The sequence below is a fragment of the Streptomyces sp. RGM 3693 genome (assembly GCF_050471125.1).
Lineage (GTDB): Bacteria > Actinomycetota > Actinomycetes > Streptomycetales > Streptomycetaceae > Streptomyces.
Genome location: NZ_JBMPPQ010000001.1, coordinates 3,433,718 through 3,449,317, shown reverse-complemented (window position 1 = coordinate 3,449,317; position 15,600 = coordinate 3,433,718). Strand labels below are relative to the sequence as shown.

Below are 15,600 nucleotides of genomic sequence, written 5' to 3'. Positions count from 1 at the left end.
CATGCGCATCCCCGACATCCCCCGCATCCGCCGCGTCCCCCGCACTCCCCGCTGTGTCTCCATGGCGCTCGCGGCCGTCGCCGTGCTCGCCGTCGTCACCGGATGCGGCGCCTCCGGGGCCGACGCCGACTCCGGGCGATCCGGGATCACCATCCGCATCCCCGACCCCGGCAACTCCGGTGTGCTGGCGCGCGGCAAGAAGGACGGCTCCCTGGCCAAGGCCCTGGCGAAGGTCAACGCCACGGTCGTCTGGACCGGCAGCGCCGGCCCCTTGGCCCCCGCCGCCCAGGCACTCAACGCCGACCAGTTGGACATCGCCACCGGATCGATCACCTCCGGCCTCACTTCGCTGGCCCAGACCCCCGGTTTCGCGTTCTTCACCGCCACCGCGCCCGACCCGGTCGGCGAGGGCATCCTGGTCAGGAACGGTTCCGGGATCAACTCCGTACAGGACCTGGTCGGCAAGAAGGTCGCCGTCAATCAGGGCGGCACCGGCGAGTACCTGCTCCTCAAGGCCCTCGCCAAGGCGGGCGTCCCGGCGGACAAGGTGGAACGGGTCTCCCTGCGCCCGGACCAGACGGCCGCGGTCTTCAACACCGGCAAGGTGGACGCCTGGGCCGTGTGGTCAACGTACTCCGTGGCCGAACTCGGCCGCGGCAGCGCACACTTCATCGCCGACGGACGGGCCGTCGACTCCGACAACTACAGCCTGACCGCGGTCCGTTCGGCCTTCGCCGACCGGCATCCGGAAGTCGTCACGGCCCTCTACCGGTATCTGCACGACGGCAGCGTGCAGGAGAAGCGAGATCCGGCCGGGTTTCTCAACGTCACCACCGACGCCGGTCCGCAGGCCCTGACCGGCGCGGCCAAGCGCACTCAGATCGCGTTCACGCGGCAGGGCGGCACGGTCGAGCCGATCACCGACGCCGACGTCAAGCGGTTCAAGGACGTCGCCCGCTTCTACGCAGAGCAGAAGGTGACCCGGGCCGAGGTGGACATCGCCGCCCACGTCATCGACGTGCGCAAGCTCGCCGCGGGGAAGGCGTCATGAGCACGGCCCTTGAGGGGCTGGTCGCCCCCCGCGCCACCGTGCGGCGGCCACGCTCCCGCGCCCACACCCTAACGGTGCGTGCCCTGGGTCCGCTGGTGCTGCTGGTGCTGTGGTGGGTGGCGTCCGCCACCGGTGCGCTCGCCTCCGACGTCCTGGCGTCGCCGGCCGGCGTGCTGCGGGCGGTCGGTGAGCTGTGGGGCAACGGACAGTTGCCCGACGCGCTCGCCACCTCCCTCGCCCGCTCCGGTCTGGGCCTGCTCATCGGTCTCACCGCCGGACTCACGCTGGGCATCACCACCGGCTTCACCCGGCTCGGTGACGAACTTCTCGACTCCTCGCTCCAGACGTTGCGCACCGTCCCGTTCCTGTCGCTGGTGCCCCTGTTCATGGTGTGGTTCGGGATCAACGAGATCGCCAAGGTCCTGCTGATCGCGGTCGCCACCACCTTCCCGATGTACGTCGCCACGTCGAGCGGGGTCCGCAACGCCGATCACAAACTGGTCGAGGCGATGCGCAGCTTCGGCATGAGCCGGTTCGGCGTCGTCCGCGAGGTGGTGCTCCCCGGCGCCCTGCCGTCGCTGCTCGCCGGACTGCGTCTGTCCATGACGCTCAGTGTGATCGCGCTGATCGCTGCCGAGGAGATCAACGCGACCGCCGGCATCGGCTATCTGATGGCCCAGGCGCAGAGCTACGCCCGCACCGACATCCTGGCGGTCTGCATCCTGGTGTACGGGGTGTTCGGGCTGCTCGCCGACGGGATCGTGCGGCTGCTGGAGCGGGTCCTGATGCCCTGGCGAAAGGCGGCCCACCGATGAGCGACACCGTACGGACGTCCGTCCCCGCAGCCACCGCGACCCGCGCGCCGTCGACCGGCGGCGTCGCCGTACATGTCCGCGGTCTGCGGCGGGCGTTCGGGCCGCGGGCCGTGCTCGACGGGCTCGAACTCACCATCGGACGCGGGGAGTTCGTGGCACTGCTGGGTGCCAGCGGCAGCGGGAAGACCACCCTGCTGCGCATCCTCGGCGCACTGGACGGCGCCGACGCCGGCGAGGTCCTGGTGCCCGAGGCGCGCACCATCGTCTTCCAGGAGCCCCGGCTCGTCCCCGCCAAGCGGGTGCTGGCCAACGTGACCGTCGCGCTGCCGCGCGGCCAGGCGGAACGCGGCCGCCGGGCACTGTCCGAGGTCGGTCTCGAAGGGCACGCCGATGCCTGGCCGGCGACCCTGTCGGGCGGTGAGGCCCAACGGGTCGCGCTCGCCCGGGCCTTGGTCCGCGAGCCCGAACTCCTGTTGCTGGACGAGCCGTTCGCCGCCCTCGACGCGCTCACCCGGCTCCGGATGCAGGACCTGGTGGGCGAGCTGTGCCGGACCCACCGCCCAGCCGTGCTGCTCGTCACCCACGACGTCGACGAGGCCGTACGCCTGGCGGACCGCGTCTGCGTCCTGCGTGACGGGCAGCTTGTCACCGACGCACCCGTCGCCGTGGACCGCCCCCGGGACCCCGGCGCCCCCGCGTTCGCCGCCCTGCGCCGACGGTTGCTGACCGACCTCGGCGTGCACCCACCCGAGGCCGCCCCCGGCACCGACCGCCCCACCCCACCGCACCCGCCCCGTCCGTCCGATCCGAAGCGAGCGTGATCTGAATGCCCGTCACCATCGGTGTACACCACAGCAATCCGACCCTGTACTACCTCTCCCGACTCGACTACGCGGCCCAGGAACTAGCCACCGTCGGCGAGACCGCCGCCTTCCACACGTACACCAACGGCGTGCGCACCGGCGAACTCCTCACCCAGGGCGTCATCGACTTCGGCGGTACGGGCTCCACCCCGCCGATCACCGCCCAGGCAGCGGGCCACGACATCGTCTACACCGCGGTCTCCGCGCCCCGGCCCGACCACGGCGCGCTCCTCGTCACCGAGGACGGTCCGGTCCGCACCGTCGCCGACCTCAAGGGCGGCACCGTCCACCTGGCCATCGGCTCCTGGCAGACCCACCTGGTCGCCAAGGCCCTCGACAACGCCGGACTCTCCTACGCCACCGACATCACCGCCGTGCACGGCGACGAGCACAGCGAACGGCTGCTGCGCTCCGGCGGGATCGCCGCCTGGGTCGCCCAGGGCGCGCAACTCGTGGCCGCGCGCCGGACCGGCGGCGTACGGGTCCTGGTCCCCACCGCCGACGTGCTCACCGACCGGTCGGTGTTCTTCACCCGCCGGGACCTCGCCGAGCAGCGGCCGGAGGTCGTGGCGGCCCTGACCCGGGCCCTGCACCGCGCCGACGCCTGGGCCGCGGCCCACCCCGGGGAGGCCGCCGAGATCGCCTCCGCGCACCAGGGCGGCACCGCCGACGACTGGGAGACCGCACTGCGCGCCCTGCCCTGGCGGACCGAGGACGTGAGCGGGGCGTTCCTCGCCGAACAGCAGCATGCCGCGGACGTCTTCGCCCGCACCGGCTTCATCGCACACCCGGTGACCGTCGCCCGCGCCGTCGCCGCCCGGTCCTGAGGAGCGTCCCCGACCATGCCCTCCGAAGTCCTCTGGTACCTCATCCCGCTCGAAGGCGCCTACCCCTGGGAGCCGGCCGGGCGTCGCCCCGTCGACCTCCGCTACCTCCAACAGCTCGCCGGCACCGTCGAACGGCTCGGCTTCACCGGCGCACTGCTGGCCACCGACCTCTACGACGTATGGCCACTGGGCAGCGCGCTGTCCGCCGCCACCAGCACCCATTTCAAACCGCTCCTGGCGGTCCACCCCGGGCTGATCTCCCCGACCCTGCTCGCCAAGATGGCGCTCAGCTTCGACAACCTCTTCGGCGGCCGGCTGCGCTTCAACGTCGTCAACGGTTCGACACAGACCCTGCGCGAGTACGGGCTCCAGGTCGGGCACGACGAGCGTTACTCCCTCAGCGCCGAATACTGGTCGATCGTGAAGCGACTGACCGCCGGCGAGGTCTTCGACCACAAGGGCCGCTTCTACGAGCTGACGGATGCGGGCGCCTCCTTCCGCGACCTCAAACCGGTCCAGAGCCCGCACGTCCCGCTCTGGTTCGGCGGCTCCTCGGCCCCCGGCATCGAGATGGCCGCCGAGCACGTCGACGTCTACCTCACCTGGGGCGAACCCCCGCATCTGCTCCAGGAGAAGCTCGACCGGGTCCGCGAGCGCGCCGCCGCCCACGGGCGCACGCTGCGCATCGGACTGCGCCTGCACCTGATCGTCCGCGACACCGAGGACGCGGCGTGGGCGGCCGCGGACCGGCTCCTCGACGTCACCAGCGAAGCCACCTATGCCCGCCAGCTCGGTGCGCGGGCGGGCGAGGACGGCGTGGGCTGGCAGCGCCAGTTCCGCCAGCACGGCGGCAAGGTCCCGGCCCGGGCCAGGGAGTTGGAGACCCACCCCAACCTGTGGCCAGGCATGAGCCTGTTCCGACCCGGACCCGGCACCGCCGTGGTCGGCTCCACCGCTCAGGTCGTCGAGCGGTTGCAAGAGTTCGAGGCACTCGGCGTAGACACCTTCATCCTGTCCGGCAACCCCCTGCTGGAAGAGGCGTACCGGGTGGCCGAGACGGTGCTGCCGGCCCTGGGGGTCCGCCGCCCCACCACCCCGTAGCGGAGGAGGCGGGGCAGCCCGGCCGCTCCTCGGCCCGGGGGATCGGCTGCCGCCAGTCCTCCGGGCCGACAGGGGCACCGTCACCTGCTGCGACAACCAGGCCGTCGGGGGCCGTACCGCTGACGACCCGGCGCACATGCCCGACGGACGGTCGACGCCGCGATCTAGGCGCGCCCGGTCGGATGTTGGTGCAGGTACTGGAGGCGGGTCTGTGCCGTGTACACATGGCGGGGGTCGAGCGCGGGCAGCTGCCGCAGCAGGTTGATCAACTCGGGGCCGTTCTCGATCGCCTGCTCGGTGTCAGCGATCTGGTTCCAGCAATAGTGCGCCCCGCGCGCCGCGTTGAGGACTTCGGCGGAGTCGGGCGACTGATGGGCCAGCCGGGTCCGGGCAGCCGCCACCCACAGCTGTGTGGCGAGCGGCCAACGACCCGCGATACGGGCGAGGTCGGCGCGGATTTCGGCCCATTGCGTGGCTTGCGGCGAGTCGTACCCGTAACGCTGGAGTGCCTGCTGTTCCCATGACGCCGCCATCTCCGCGGCTTGGTCGTGCCGCCCGGCCTGCGCCGCCTGCCAGATGAGCGGCCTGGGGTCCGGGGCGTTCGCCGGCCCGGCGGACGGGACGGGTGACTGTGGGGCGGGAGGGGCTACGGATGGCGCCGGGGCGGGTGCCGGTGCCGGTGCCGACGGCGAGGGAGATGCCGCCGGGGAGGGTGATACCGGTGCGGCCGCTGCTGGTGGGAGTTGTTGCGGAAGTGCGGGTTGCGACAAGGGCGTTGGCTGTGTCACAGGGGCCGGCTGCGGGTGAGGCGCAGGCTGTGGCTGCGGGGACTCCAGGGGCACGTTCCCCTGGCCCGGGGAAGCGGGGAGGGTCGGGCCGGTGCGGGACACGGCGGCGGGAACGGGCGCGGGGCTCTGTGTGGGCGCGGCGGCAGGAGCGGGCGGGAGCGGCGCCGACTGCCCTGCCTGCACGGGGAACGGCCCCGGCACAACGGGCGCGGGGTACGGACCCGGCGCGACGGGCTGCTGCTCTCGGGGCCGGTCGTCGACGAAGGGCTGGGCCCCGTACCTCACAGCCGTCGGGAGCGGCGGGAAGTGATCGAAGTCCGCCGGGGCCGGTGCAGGCTCGGGTTCCCTGCGCCGCAGAGCCGGGAGGAGGGCACGGTCGCCGGAGAGCAGGCGCTTGATCGGTGCTTTTGGCTGGGTTTCTGCGGTGTCGTGCGGGTAAGAGGGGGCGAGTTGTGGTGTGTTCGGCAGGACGAGCGTTCCGGGCGGTATGGCGGCGGCGGCCACGGCCAGCGCGTGCAGCCGGGCGTTCGACGGCCGGTCGGGATGGGAGCGCAGCACGTCGATCAGGTGCTGGGTGTAGACGCTGATGCCGTCGGCCGTACCGGAGAGACCGGGGGGCGTCACGACGCCGTAGACCTCGGCGTTCACCTCCGGCAGGCCGCCGAGTTCGTGGAGCACGGCCCAGGCGCCCTTGTCGGCGGCCATGTCGATCAGCACGGTCGAGGGGCCGCGCCGCTGTCGCAGCTCGTTCTTCAGCCATTCCCAGGGCAGCGCCGTGTAGCGCGTGGTGGCCGCGGTCGAACCGGCGGAGGCGAGGTGGAGCCGATGATGCTTGCGGTCCACGGTCAACTGACCGGCGAGATAGACGAGCAGGGGCCCGGAGGCCGCGGCGGCCGTTCGCAACCTGATGAGCAGGGTGTTCTGGTCACGTGCGCCGTCGAGGTGGACGAGGTCGGCCGGCAGGGTGCTGCCGAGCAGCGCGGGCACGGGAACGGCGGTCAGCGCGGCCAGATTGGCGCTGGGTATCACCTGGACGGTGCGTCGGTGCGTGGCCCTGGCCCCCGCGATCAGCAGCACGTGGCCGCGCTGTTCCTCCCCGCTGGTCTGCATGGATGCACCCTACTCATGCGGCGGCCCGGACGTCGGATCGGCTGTCGGTTATTTGCCGGACCGGGGCGCGCCGCGCCACACCGCGTCGTGCCACGCCACACTGCGTCGCGTCATGTCGCACCGCGTCGTGCCGAACCGCACCGCGTCGCGGCATGGGGCGCTCGGCGGGCCGGGCTCGTAGGACGCAGACCCGGAGCCCAAGGTTCCGATCAGTCGATGGGGCCGGCGGGGACAACAGCGACGTAGGAGGCGCGGGCGGCCCACACACCGGCGCAGCCGTGCTCCGCGCCCGGAGCCGGCGGTCGTTGCCGGAGCGGCCCAAGTCGGCGACGGGACAACGCGCTTGCTCGGCCGTACTTACGCTCGCACCGGCCGAGGCACGAAGATGGGGCATGCTCAGATGGGTCCTGGATGTTTTGTTGGGCGTCGCGCTCACGGCCGTCGAGGTGGCGGCCCTGGTCGCGTTCTGGTTCGCGGAGAACCTCAAGCTGTGGGCCGCCCAGGGGAAGCACCCACCCGGCTCGGCGGTGCGGCTCTGGCTGGTACTGACGGCGGGACCTGCCGGTCTGGCCCTGGTCAGCCTTCAAGCCTTCCGGGCCGGCCTACCCGCGACCGGCCTGACCCAGGCCCTGATCGCCGCCCCCCTCGCCGTGATCATGACACTGGGACTCGGAACAGAGTCCTCCCGCTGGGTCGCCCGCACCTTCGAACGTCACCTCGGCAAGCGCCGACACCCCCACGCCAGACACGGTACGCACGGACGCGACACGGGCAGACATGACACTGGCAGATGCAACTCGGGCAGACATGACGTGGGCAGACGCAACTCGGGCAGGCATGACACGGGCACGGACGACTCGGACGGGGGCGGCCCGGCCGGGGGCTGAATTCCGGGCCGGTCGGTCCAGGCAAGCAGGCCGGACGGACGGACGGACAGCAGGCGATGACGGTCCACACTCAAGGTGCAAGGGCACGGGGCACCCACCCTCCCCCCGACCTCGACGCGACCGGCGGCCCGCACCCTCCCCTGCCATCGCATCCACCACTTCCACTACCACTTCCACTTCCACTTCCACTTCCCACCGCTCGGCGGGAACCCGCGTATCAGCCCGCCCCGCGCGACCTGTCACCGGGGCGCGGTGCACCGTGCCCCACGCATGGCCGAAGATAGGTGCATAGCGAATACGTACGCGAGAGGTCCGTCATGCCCCACATCACCGTCGATTACTCCGCACAGCTGGCCGGCGCCTTCGACCTGCGGGCATTCGTGCGGGAGCTGCACCCGATGGTGCGCGAAGAGACCGGTTCGGCGGGTGTGTGCAAGACGTTCTTCCGTCCGGCTGCGGACACCTACGTCGGCGACCGGGATGCGGGGAAGGTGGCTTTTGTGCACGTGGAGGTGGGCCTGCTGCCGGGGCGCACGGAGGAGCTCAAGGCCCGGCTGTCGGAGGACGTGCTGGCCCTGCTCGGCAAGCATCTGCCCGGGGACGACGCGCACGAGGTGGTGTCCTCGGTGGAGGTCCGGGACCTGGCCGGCTCGTACCGCTTGCACCACTCCCCGTAGGAGCCGCGGCCGGGCATGGGCGAGCCGCTAGCCTGCCGTCATGTCCGGGGCTTCGGCGGTGGCACGCTTCTACGATCGGCTCCCGGCCGAGGGAATTTCGATCGTCGTGGCCAGCTCAGCGGGCCGGTTTCTCCCAGGTCAGCGAGTACCGGCGGAGCACGTGTCGGCGGTAGCGCATACCCGGCAGCAGCCGTCGTGCCGCAGCCCGTACCTGCCCGTAGCTCATCTGCGGGACGGCGACTGGCATGCCCTCCGGCCCGCGGGCGCGATGCAGCACCTTCGCGATCCGCACGATGGGGGCAGCTGCGATCATTGCTGCCCACTCCGACCGGCTCGCCTCGCGGGCCAGGCCGACGACCACCAACGTGCCGCCGGGCCGTAACAGCTCACGCATGCGGACGAGAGCCGCCTCGAAGTCGATGTGATGGATCGTGGTGACCGAGCAGATGAAGTCGTAGCCCGCGGCGGGGAGTTCGGTGGTGAGGAAGTCACCCTCGACAAAGGTGAGATCCGGGTGGCCGGCAGCGAGCTCGTGTGCGCAGGCGATCATCTCCGGCGACTTGTCGATGCCTGTGACGCGCTTCGCCCGCTCGACGAGCTTCCGCGCCAGCAGCCCGTCCCCGCAGCCGACGTCCAACGCCTCGCCGCAACCCTCGGGCACGGCGCGGAGGATGCCCGGATGCCGGGCGACGTTGGTGTTCCAGTACGGGTTCGGGTGGGCCTGGCGCATCGGGACATGGTAAGGGCACGGCCCAGGCTCTCCCAGTGCGCACCGACGGACAGTCCGCATGCTCGCGAAGCGCCACGGCCTCCGCTGCTGGGACGTCCGCTTCGCCCTGGAGGCTCAACGCCCGAACACCTCAGAGACGCATCAGATGGCCGATCCGGGGCCTATCGAGGGCCTATCGGGGGCCTACCGGGGGCCTATCGGGGGGTCAGCACACAGAACTCGTGACCGTCGGGGTCGGCGAGCACCACATGCCCCTCCTCCGGGCGTTGGCCGATGTCGATGTGCCGGGCGCCGAGTTCCAGCGCCCTCTCCACCACCTGCTTCTGGTCGTCGAGGGAGGTGCTCGTCAGATCGAAGTGCATGTGGTTCTGGCCCGTCTTCCGTTCCTGGGTCGGGAGGAAGCGGAGCTGGAACCCGGTGCCATCGCCGGGCAGCAGCGTGATGCCGTCGGAGGAGTCCTCGGACGTCTCCCAGCAGAGAAAGTCCGCCCAGACGCGCGCGAGAAGGAGCGGGTCGTGCGCATCAAGGCAGAGCGCGTGCGGGTGAGAAGTCATCCGTGGGTCTCCCGGTGGTAGGAGGCGGGTCGCGCTGGAGCCTGCCCAGTCGGTGTCACCCGGTGAACTGATTGACGTCCCAAGCCCGTTCGCGGTCGAGTCACATCGAAACGGCGGCCCGTCCACGACCTCACAGTCTCGCGAAGAGGCCGTCGAGCGGGGGCGGTGTCCGGTCCGGTGCGAGGGCCTCGACAAGGAGACGGCCGTAGCGGATCTTGCGGCCCTTCTTCGTGCCGAGGAAGCGTCGCACCTGCTGATGCCGGGGTCGGCCGTGCTGTGCGGGCTGGCGCTGGAAGGTCAGCCAGGCGCGGAAGTCGCCCTCGGCGCGGAAGATCTCCTCGACTCCTGCCGTGCCGAGCGCGCGGATGAGTTCGTCCTCCAGGTCCGCAGCGCATACGTAGATGTCCTGGAGCGGTGCCTGTGCGCGCGTCAGGCCGCGCTCGTAGAAGCCCTGTTCGCGCTCGTCGCACAGTCCTGTCAGGCGCAGGCCGAGGCCGGGCGGCCCGAGGAGGCCGGCATAGCGGCCGACGCTCATCGCCCCGCCCATCGGCACGACACACACTCCCTCGGCGGCCAGGTCCCGACCACGCCGGGCGGCCAGCGCCTCGACGGCCGCGAGATCGCTCAAGCCTTCCAGGAGCACCGCGGTCCGCGCCCCCAGGCTTTCCGCCAGCTCGCGCGCCGGCCCGTCGGGACCGCCCGCCGCCCAGCTGGTGACCGCCTCCCGGAACGCCCTCATGTCCGCCATGGGGCGAGTCTGCACGTCCACCGGCGGCACGGCATGTGGTTATTCCACGGCCTCGGGAGCCGCTACGGCCCTCAGGCCCCGACCCCGGCCCCGGCCCCGGCCACCGCAGGCCCGCACAGCTCGCAGAGGTCCGCGCCGTCCCACTGCGGCCCATCGTCAAGGCCGAACGCAACGGGGTTGCCATTCCCGCGTGTTGGGCGTTCGTATGCCGTCGGTCACGGTGCGAATGTGGCACCCGGCCGGGCGGAAGGGTGTCGGCCGCCGGAACGATCCCCTTCCGCCTGCGGGGTGAGCGGCCCGGCTCCTTGGGTGCCCGCCGTCAGATGTCACTCAACGCGGCGGGTGGGGCGGCGGTAGTCGGGCGTCGTCCACGCGCATGGCGGCGAGCGCGGCGTCCGGGGTGGCGGCCAGCGGACTGGTGGCGTGGGCGTGCGGGACGGTGCAGGCGCGTAGCCAGGCACGTAGGAGGGTGCCTGGCCAGGCGGCTGTGCGGGCCGGGTTCATCGGGCCCGGGCATGGTCGACGGCCGCGGTGGCCAGGCCGGTGATCAGTGGGTGGGCGCGGGTGCCGTCGCCGTCCAGTTCGGGTTGGAAGAGGGTGGCCAGGAAGAAGGGGTGGTCGGGCAGTTCGGCGATACGGACGTCGCCGGCGTCGTCGGTGCCGGTGAAGGCCAGGCCGTGTGCGCGCAGCAGGTCCAGGTGGCGGGGGTTGGGGGTGTAGTTGCAGTGGTAGCGAGCTGGGGTGCGCTCGGTGCCGAGCAGTCGCGCCGCCCGGGACCCGGGGGTGACGTCGACGGTTCCCTCGTGACCGACCAGTGAGCAGGCCAGCGGGACTACCACCGCGTCCTCGTCGGCGAGGTCCGGGGTGTTCTCGGCGTGGCCGGCGCGGGTCAGTCCGCACACGTTGCGGGCGAACTCCAACAGGGCGTGTTGGAAGCCGCCGCAGGTGCCCAGGAAGGGGATGCCGGACTCGCGGGCCGTGCGGATCGCGGCCAGGACGCCGGCCTCGCTGCGGTAGGGGCTGCCGGGCAGTACCCAGATCGCGTCGAATCCCGTCAGGTCCTCGTCCGCGTCAACGGACGGGATCCAGTAGGCGTCCAGGTCCAGCCCGTCGCGTACCCGCAGGGCGTCGAGGAGGGCGGGGATGCGGGCGTGCGAACGGACCGCTTCGGAGCGGTCGCCGACCAGGGCGATGCGTGCGACAGGTGCACTGTGTGCGGTGTGGTTCATGACAGTCATCCTGCTGCGCACACAGGATCAGGTCCAACGATGATTCATGCATTGCGGATAAGTGATTCTGATCGGCGTGCGATACTGAGGCCCATGGACCCGCATCTGCTCCGCACCTTCGTCGCGGTCCTCGACCACCGTTCCTTCTCCGGCGCCGCCGTGGCGCTCGGCTACACCCAGTCCGCGGTTTCCCAGCACATCGCCGCGCTGGAAGCCGACTTGGGCAGCCGGCTGGTCGAGCGCCGGCCGGTCGCTCCCACACCGGCCGGCGCGCGCCTGTTGGAGCACGCTCCCGCCCTCCTGCTGCGCCTGGATGCCGCCCGCGCCGACGTCGCCCGCCTGCACCAGGCCCGGCCCACCCGGCTGACCGTCGTCTGCGCACCGGCCGCGCTCGGGACCACGGTGGCCCGGGCCCTCGCCGATCTGCGCGCCGCGATCCACGCGCTGGACCTGGAGGTACGGGTCGCGGGCCGGGAAGCGGTGCTCGCGGACGTGCTCACCGGACGCGCCGACCTCGGGTTCGTGGACGGTGCCGCCGCCCCCAGCGACCCGCTCCCGATGCCGGACCTCGGGCCCACCACCACCCTCGCGGCAGCCGAAGAGACCCTGGCGGTGCTGTTTCCGCACGGCCATCCGCTGGCGGGGCGCCGAGCGGTGCGGCTGACCGATCTGACCCAGGCACAGTGGATCGACGCCCCCGACACCGCGGTCCCGCTCGACCGGTTGCGTGCCGTCTGCCGCACCGAGGGGTTCCGTCCGCGGGTCCGCCACCGCGGAACCGACCTGCACGGTCTGGCCGCGCTGACCGCCGCCGGACACGGTCTGGCCGCGCTTCCCCTGCCGGTGGCGGCCGCCCTGCCCGGCATCGCCACCGTACCGGTCGAGGATCCCCGCCTGGTCCACCGCACCGAGCTCATCCACCCCGTCAACCCCACTGCTCCCGCACGGCAGTTGGCCGATCTGATCACCGGCCGACCAGTGGCCGATGCCTGACCGACCTGGGCCCGGCAAGGCATCGCGGTCCGCACCACAGCCGGCCGACAGACGCCAGCGATCCGCCGCGACCACCCCGATAGCCCGGCGGGTCATGCACCCCATCGACCCGTTCGAGGAACCGCTGATACCCACGGTCCGGTCGCCGGGCACCCGCTCCGGCCGGGACGCCGCCGGACTCCGCGACCGGCGGACTGGCCGGCGGTCGCCCACCCACCGAGGGCAGCACGGGCACTCGACCCCTACGGCGACTTCGTCGTACGACGGCTTCAGCACGGCGAACGCGACCAGTTGCAGCGCCTGTTGTGGCGGGCGCAGGGCGACGCCTTGCGTGCGGCGCAGGGCGAAGGCGACTGAGCCGGCGCCACGCCGCACACTCTGGACGTACGCGTCGCACGCCTGAGCGCCTGCGGGGCCAGACCGCCTGGCGTCTGCCCCGGAACTCCCGACGCACCACCGCCACCCCCGGTCAAGGCACCGGTCGGCGAACCCCATCGGCCGGCTTCTGCCCTGGCCGGAGGGCTGCCAGGCAACTGACCGCCCGCTGCCCGGAGCGCGTTACGCAGGCACGGATCGCCCCACCGGGACAGGGTGTCGCTTCCGCCAGATCACCCCGGCAAGGCCGTCCCCTCTCCCGCCGCACGGTCGTTGGGCGTATGGTGACTGGAATCTCATTCCCCCGTGAGGTTAGGAAACACATGACTGACTCCGTTCTCCACCAGACGATCCAGAATCTCGAAGGCGTACTGCCGGAACTCGAAGAGCAGGAACGGCACCTGCGCAACCAACTCGACGCCGTGGTGCAGCAGGCGACCTCCGCCCGCAGCGCCCTGGAGCACCTCCGCGTGCTGACCGGTGCCGCTCTCTCCGACAGGCAGCCGGTGGCCGCTGGTTCGGCCGCCGCGGACCTGCCGGCGGATGCGCATCCCACCGCCGGCCAGGAAGAGTCCGGCGACGTCCGGACTGCGACTGCCAGCAAGGCGGCCTCGGCACCGGTCGCCGCCGAGCCGGCGGCGGATGCGACGTCGGAGCCTGCCGCCGAGGCGGACGGTGCGACATCCGTCGTCCCCCAACCGCGGACCGCGACGTCGCCGCGCAGCAAGCGCCGCACGGCGAAGAAGCCGGTGGCCAAGAAGGCCCCGGCGGCGAAGCCCACGGCGAAGAAGGCCGCCACCAAGCGGGCCGTGGCCGCCAAGCAGCCGGCCGTACAGGAGAAGGAGTCCGGCAGCCTGTTGGACGCCGCACTGGACGTGTTGAAGGACTCGGGCGCACCGATGCGTCCGCGGGACATCAACGCGGCACTGGGCCGGGAAGCCACCCCGGGACAGATCGAGTCCGTGCGCAACACCCTTGACCGGGCCGTGAAGAAGACGGACCTGGTCACCCGGCCGGGACGGGGCACCTACGCGGCGGCCTGACCCGTCCGCAACGGTGTGACTGCGGGCCCGCCCACCAGCGGGCCCGCAAGGCACCCGCCCCACCCGTCCACCTTCCCCCCTCTCCCCTCAACTCCCTTGCGGCACAAGGCCATTGCTGCGTTCCTTGAGAGAACACTCTCGGCTGATCGAGGAAGACGCCGGCGCAGGCACCCGGAGGGGTGGCGGGACGGGCGCGGCTGAGCGTCCCGACTTCGACGAGTTCCCGCACGTGCCGGCCCGGCCGTTGACCGTCGCGCCCGCCTCGGGAAGCCTCCCCCGCTCCCTGAGCAACACTTGTACGGGCCAAGGGGTACGGTGTGGAAATGACCAACGTGCAGGGTGTATCACTCGACCTCCCCACACCGGACGGTACCGCCGACGCCTATTTCGCCCACCCCGACGACGGCGCCCCGCACCCCGGAGTCCTGCTCTACATGGACGCCTTCGGGTTGCGCCCGAGGCTGGAGGAGATGGCCAGGCGACTGGCCGGGCACGGCTACGCGGTGCTGGTGCCCAACGTCCTCCACCGCGCCGGACGCGCTCCCTTGGTGGAGCTGCCAGAACATATCAATCCCGCCGAGCGGCCCGAGCTCTTCCACCAACTCATGCCCCTCATCGAGGCGCTCACCCCCGAGCTGGCGATGCGGGACGCCGGTGCCTACCTCGACTGGCTGGCCGCCTCGCCACTGGTCGCCGACGGCCCCGTGGGCGCCACCGGATACTGCATGGGCGGCGTCCTCGCGCTCCGTACCGCCGCGGCCTACCCCGACCGGGTCGCGGCGGTGGGTTCCTTCCACGCCGGCCGTCTGGTGACCGAAGCGGAGGACAGCCCGCACCGACTCCTCGACCGGATCACGGCGGAGCTGTACTTCGGCCACGCCGACCAGGACGCTTCGCTGCCGACCGAGCAGATCCAGGCTCTGGAGCGGGCGCTGGACGTTGCGGGGATCCGGTACCGCAGCGAACTGTACGAGGGTGCCCACCACGGGTACACCCAGGCCGACACCGCCGCGTACAACGCCGAAGCTAGCGAGCGTCATTGGCAGGCGCTGCTGGACCTCTTCGGGCGGACGCTCTGAGGCAGGGCGCTACCGGGCTCGGTGGCCGGGCGACCAACCCCGGCTACCGGGCCGCCCGGGACACCGCCCGGGTGCTGCCGCGGGCGGTGCCGTCGGGGATCAACAGCCGGTTCCGGTCGGGGTGAACCGCAGGCGGGCGCGGGTGTCCGTGCCGAGTGCCTGGTGGTAGGTCGTGGAGGTGACGCGGTACCAGACGGCGTCCTTCTTCGGGTCGCCGTTGACGTCGTCCAGCTTCACGCACCACCGCTCCGGCCGGATCACCCGGCGGTAGGTCTCGGTGCCCCTGGCGGTCTTCCGGCAGTCCTGGTAGTGCTCGGTGGTGTACCAGGTCTTCTTGCTGCGGCCACTGCGCTTGGTGTGTTTGACCTGCCTGGTGGCGGGCGTGCAGGTGGTGACCAGGTGCGGGCGGGTGCCGCTGGTCGTCTGTTGGGTGAGGTGGCGGACGCCGGACCGCAGCCCGAAGACGCCGTCCTGGTGCGGCGGAGCGCCCTGACCGCTCGTACCGGTGCCGCGGCCGTCGTTGCCCGGGCCCGCGGCACCGTTCGGGCCGGTGCCGCACGCGCCCAGGCCGGCCATGAGGAGTGCCACCAGTCCCACGCGTACCAGTCCGTGCTTGTTGCGCATGTCTCCCTCTGCGGTCGGTGGGCGGGTCCACTGGGCCGCCCCGGCCCGGGCTCCCGGATCGTGGTGGCGCCCGCGGCCGCCGGACGGTCCTCCGGCAGTTGGGCGC

General features: G+C 72.0%; 17 protein-coding genes. 10 read left to right on the top strand and 7 right to left on the bottom strand.

The genetic code is table 11. The features are described 5' to 3' along the window. The first annotated feature begins 1 nt into the window (after nucleotide 1). From ACO0M4_RS15065 to ACO0M4_RS15045, 5 genes are read left to right on the top strand one after another with little or no spacing between them, the layout of a single operon-like run. Nucleotides 2-1,051 (top strand): NrtA/SsuA/CpmA family ABC transporter substrate-binding protein, encoded by a 1,050-nt coding sequence (locus ACO0M4_RS15065; protein WP_430370646.1) that lies wholly within the window; start codon nucleotides 2-4, stop codon nucleotides 1,049-1,051. After that, nucleotides 1,048-1,866 (top strand): ABC transporter permease, encoded by an 819-nt coding sequence (locus ACO0M4_RS15060; protein ID WP_430370644.1) that lies wholly within the window; start codon nucleotides 1,048-1,050, stop codon nucleotides 1,864-1,866. Before ACO0M4_RS15065 ends, ACO0M4_RS15060 begins: the two co-directional genes overlap by 4 nt. Next, the gene (locus tag ACO0M4_RS15055; RefSeq protein ID WP_430370642.1) at nucleotides 1,863-2,687 is read left to right on the top strand and encodes an ABC transporter ATP-binding protein; all 825 of its coding nucleotides are present in this window, start codon (nucleotides 1,863-1,865) and stop codon (nucleotides 2,685-2,687) included. The genes ACO0M4_RS15060 and ACO0M4_RS15055 overlap by 4 nt, the downstream gene beginning before the upstream one ends. Before the next feature lie 5 nt (nucleotides 2,688-2,692). Further along, the gene (locus tag ACO0M4_RS15050; protein ID WP_430370641.1) at nucleotides 2,693-3,556 is read left to right on the top strand and encodes an ABC transporter substrate-binding protein; all 864 of its coding nucleotides are present in this window, start codon (nucleotides 2,693-2,695) and stop codon (nucleotides 3,554-3,556) included. 15 nt (nucleotides 3,557-3,571) lie between these two features. Further along, on the top strand, nucleotides 3,572-4,657 hold the full coding sequence (locus tag ACO0M4_RS15045; RefSeq protein WP_430370639.1) for an LLM class flavin-dependent oxidoreductase: 1,086 nt from the start codon (nucleotides 3,572-3,574) through the stop codon (nucleotides 4,655-4,657). Between the two features lie 164 nt (nucleotides 4,658-4,821). On the opposite strand, the gene ACO0M4_RS15040 is transcribed toward ACO0M4_RS15045, so the two are convergent. Then, nucleotides 4,822-6,555: a hypothetical protein gene (locus ACO0M4_RS15040; protein ID WP_430370638.1), complete on the bottom strand. Its 1,734-nt coding sequence runs from the start codon at nucleotides 6,553-6,555 to the stop codon at nucleotides 4,822-4,824. A 392-nt stretch (nucleotides 6,556-6,947) separates the two neighbouring features. Here ACO0M4_RS15040 and ACO0M4_RS15035 point away from each other — a divergent pair, with 392 nt between their 5' ends. Further along, nucleotides 6,948-7,442, top strand: coding sequence for a DUF6234 family protein (locus ACO0M4_RS15035; RefSeq protein ID WP_430370637.1), 495 nt, complete (start codon nucleotides 6,948-6,950; stop codon nucleotides 7,440-7,442). Nucleotides 7,443-7,759: 317 nt separating this feature from the next. Beyond that, a complete protein-coding gene (locus ACO0M4_RS15030; protein WP_430370636.1) occupies nucleotides 7,760-8,119 on the top strand; it encodes a 5-carboxymethyl-2-hydroxymuconate Delta-isomerase in 360 nt (119 codons plus the stop codon). Between the two features lie 115 nt (nucleotides 8,120-8,234). Here the strand turns inward: ACO0M4_RS15030 and ACO0M4_RS15025 are convergent, their stop codons facing one another. The 5 genes from ACO0M4_RS15025 to ACO0M4_RS15005 all read right to left on the bottom strand — a co-directional run bounded on the left by ACO0M4_RS15025 (nucleotide 8,235) and on the right by ACO0M4_RS15005 (nucleotide 11,380). Beyond that, nucleotides 8,235-8,849: a class I SAM-dependent methyltransferase gene (locus ACO0M4_RS15025; RefSeq protein WP_430370635.1), complete on the bottom strand. Its 615-nt coding sequence runs from the start codon at nucleotides 8,847-8,849 to the stop codon at nucleotides 8,235-8,237. A gap of 194 nt (nucleotides 8,850-9,043) precedes the next feature. After that, nucleotides 9,044-9,403 carry a VOC family protein gene (locus tag ACO0M4_RS15020; protein ID WP_430370634.1) on the bottom strand — a complete coding sequence of 120 codons (360 nt, stop codon included), beginning with the start codon at nucleotides 9,401-9,403 and terminating at the stop codon, nucleotides 9,044-9,046. A 130-nt stretch (nucleotides 9,404-9,533) separates the two neighbouring features. Continuing rightward, complete coding sequence (locus ACO0M4_RS15015; protein ID WP_430370632.1) at nucleotides 9,534-10,151, bottom strand: TOPRIM nucleotidyl transferase/hydrolase domain-containing protein; 618 nt, start codon at nucleotides 10,149-10,151, stop codon at nucleotides 9,534-9,536. A 330-nt stretch (nucleotides 10,152-10,481) separates the two neighbouring features. After that, on the bottom strand, nucleotides 10,482-10,655 hold the full coding sequence (locus ACO0M4_RS15010; RefSeq protein WP_430370631.1) for a hypothetical protein: 174 nt from the start codon (nucleotides 10,653-10,655) through the stop codon (nucleotides 10,482-10,484). Beyond that, entirely contained in the window at nucleotides 10,652-11,380 is a 729-nt protein-coding gene (locus ACO0M4_RS15005; protein ID WP_430370629.1) for a CTP synthase C-terminal region-related (seleno)protein, read from the bottom strand. The genes ACO0M4_RS15010 and ACO0M4_RS15005 overlap by 4 nt, the downstream gene beginning before the upstream one ends. Nucleotides 11,381-11,473: 93 nt before the next feature. Between ACO0M4_RS15005 and ACO0M4_RS15000 the strand changes: the two genes are divergently transcribed. The 3 genes from ACO0M4_RS15000 to ACO0M4_RS14990 all read left to right on the top strand — a co-directional run bounded on the left by ACO0M4_RS15000 (nucleotide 11,474) and on the right by ACO0M4_RS14990 (nucleotide 14,870). After that, nucleotides 11,474-12,373, top strand: a complete 900-nt coding sequence (locus ACO0M4_RS15000) for a LysR family transcriptional regulator (RefSeq protein ID WP_430370627.1) — start codon at nucleotides 11,474-11,476, stop codon at nucleotides 12,371-12,373. Nucleotides 12,374-13,071: 698 nt separating this feature from the next. Continuing rightward, a complete protein-coding gene (locus ACO0M4_RS14995) occupies nucleotides 13,072-13,791 on the top strand; it encodes a hypothetical protein (RefSeq protein WP_430370626.1) in 720 nt (239 codons plus the stop codon). Nucleotides 13,792-14,114: 323 nt separating this feature from the next. Then, entirely contained in the window at nucleotides 14,115-14,870 is a 756-nt protein-coding gene (locus tag ACO0M4_RS14990) for a dienelactone hydrolase family protein (protein WP_430370624.1), read from the top strand. Nucleotides 14,871-14,969: 99 nt separating this feature from the next. Here the strand turns inward: ACO0M4_RS14990 and ACO0M4_RS14985 are convergent, their stop codons facing one another. Next, nucleotides 14,970-15,494, bottom strand: coding sequence for a hypothetical protein (locus ACO0M4_RS14985; protein ID WP_430370622.1), 525 nt, complete (start codon nucleotides 15,492-15,494; stop codon nucleotides 14,970-14,972). Nucleotides 15,495-15,600: the final 106 nt, after the last annotated feature.

Excerpts from the sequence above, each read along its gene's own strand:
- ACO0M4_RS14990 (WP_430370624.1), top strand. The coding sequence starts at position 14,115 with ATGACCAACGTGCAGGGTGTATCACTCGACCTCCCCACACCGGACGGT.
- ACO0M4_RS15030 (WP_430370636.1), top strand. The coding sequence starts at position 7,760 with ATGCCCCACATCACCGTCGATTACTCCGCACAGCTGGCCGGCGCCTTC.
- ACO0M4_RS14985 (WP_430370622.1), bottom strand. The coding sequence starts at position 15,494 with ATGCGCAACAAGCACGGACTGGTACGCGTGGGACTGGTGGCACTCCTC.
- ACO0M4_RS15055 (WP_430370642.1), top strand. The coding sequence starts at position 1,863 with ATGAGCGACACCGTACGGACGTCCGTCCCCGCAGCCACCGCGACCCGC.
- ACO0M4_RS15060 (WP_430370644.1), top strand. The coding sequence starts at position 1,048 with ATGAGCACGGCCCTTGAGGGGCTGGTCGCCCCCCGCGCCACCGTGCGG.
- ACO0M4_RS15010 (WP_430370631.1), bottom strand. The coding sequence starts at position 10,655 with ATGAACCCGGCCCGCACAGCCGCCTGGCCAGGCACCCTCCTACGTGCC.
- ACO0M4_RS14995 (WP_430370626.1), top strand. The coding sequence starts at position 13,072 with ATGACTGACTCCGTTCTCCACCAGACGATCCAGAATCTCGAAGGCGTA.
- ACO0M4_RS15045 (WP_430370639.1), top strand. The coding sequence starts at position 3,572 with ATGCCCTCCGAAGTCCTCTGGTACCTCATCCCGCTCGAAGGCGCCTAC.
- ACO0M4_RS15050 (WP_430370641.1), top strand. The coding sequence starts at position 2,693 with ATGCCCGTCACCATCGGTGTACACCACAGCAATCCGACCCTGTACTAC.
- ACO0M4_RS15020 (WP_430370634.1), bottom strand. The coding sequence starts at position 9,403 with ATGACTTCTCACCCGCACGCGCTCTGCCTTGATGCGCACGACCCGCTC.
- ACO0M4_RS15000 (WP_430370627.1), top strand. The coding sequence starts at position 11,474 with ATGGACCCGCATCTGCTCCGCACCTTCGTCGCGGTCCTCGACCACCGT.
- ACO0M4_RS15005 (WP_430370629.1), bottom strand. The coding sequence starts at position 11,380 with ATGAACCACACCGCACACAGTGCACCTGTCGCACGCATCGCCCTGGTC.
- ACO0M4_RS15065 (WP_430370646.1), top strand. The coding sequence starts at position 2 with ATGCGCATCCCCGACATCCCCCGCATCCGCCGCGTCCCCCGCACTCCC.
- ACO0M4_RS15025 (WP_430370635.1), bottom strand. The coding sequence starts at position 8,849 with ATGCGCCAGGCCCACCCGAACCCGTACTGGAACACCAACGTCGCCCGG.
- ACO0M4_RS15035 (WP_430370637.1), top strand. The coding sequence starts at position 6,948 with ATGCTCAGATGGGTCCTGGATGTTTTGTTGGGCGTCGCGCTCACGGCC.
- ACO0M4_RS15015 (WP_430370632.1), bottom strand. The coding sequence starts at position 10,151 with ATGGCGGACATGAGGGCGTTCCGGGAGGCGGTCACCAGCTGGGCGGCG.
- ACO0M4_RS15040 (WP_430370638.1), bottom strand. The coding sequence starts at position 6,555 with ATGCAGACCAGCGGGGAGGAACAGCGCGGCCACGTGCTGCTGATCGCG.